The organism is Streptomyces sp. AC627_RSS907, assembly GCF_019049165.1.
Genome location: NZ_JAGMUE010001409.1, coordinates 1 through 544, shown reverse-complemented (window position 1 = coordinate 544; position 544 = coordinate 1). Strand labels below are relative to the sequence as shown.

General features: G+C 78.5%; 1 protein-coding gene. It reads right to left on the bottom strand.

Translation table 11 applies throughout. The features are described 5' to 3' along the window. The coding region (locus KUM32_RS42160; protein WP_302185275.1) for a beta-ketoacyl synthase at nucleotides 1–544 on the bottom strand (544 nt) is incomplete at both ends.

Genomic DNA, 544 nt, shown 5'->3' with positions numbered 1-544 from the left:
GCCGTGGCCAGCGCGCCGCGCATGCTGTGCGCCGCTCCCTCGCCGTCGGGCCTGGGCGCCGTCGGCCGGTACGCGTCGGTGGTCGCGCCCCAGCCGACGAGGTCGGCGTAGCCCGCCGCGCCCCGCGCGTCCGCGTGTTCGGCCCGCTCCACGACCAGCACGCCCGCGCCCTCGGCCAGCACGAAGCCGTTGCGCCGCCGGTCGAAGGGCCGGCTGGCCCGCTCCGGGTCGTCCCAGCCGCTGGCAAGGGCCCGGGCGTGCGCGAAGGCCAGCGCCGACGTCGGGTTGAGCGGGGCCTCGGCGCCGCCGCAGATCACGACGTCGGCCTCGCCGTAGCGGATCAGCCGCGCGGCCTCGGCCACCGCGTGGGCGCCGGCCGAGCAGGCGGTGGCGATGGCCGAACTCCAGCCGCGCGCCCCGTACTTGATGGCGATGCGGGCGGCGGCCATGTTCGGCAGCATGCCGGGCAGCAGGTAGGGGCTGACCGAGGTCGGGCCGCGCTCGGCCCGTGCCCGGGTCTGCTCCTCGTAGGTGGTCAGCCCGC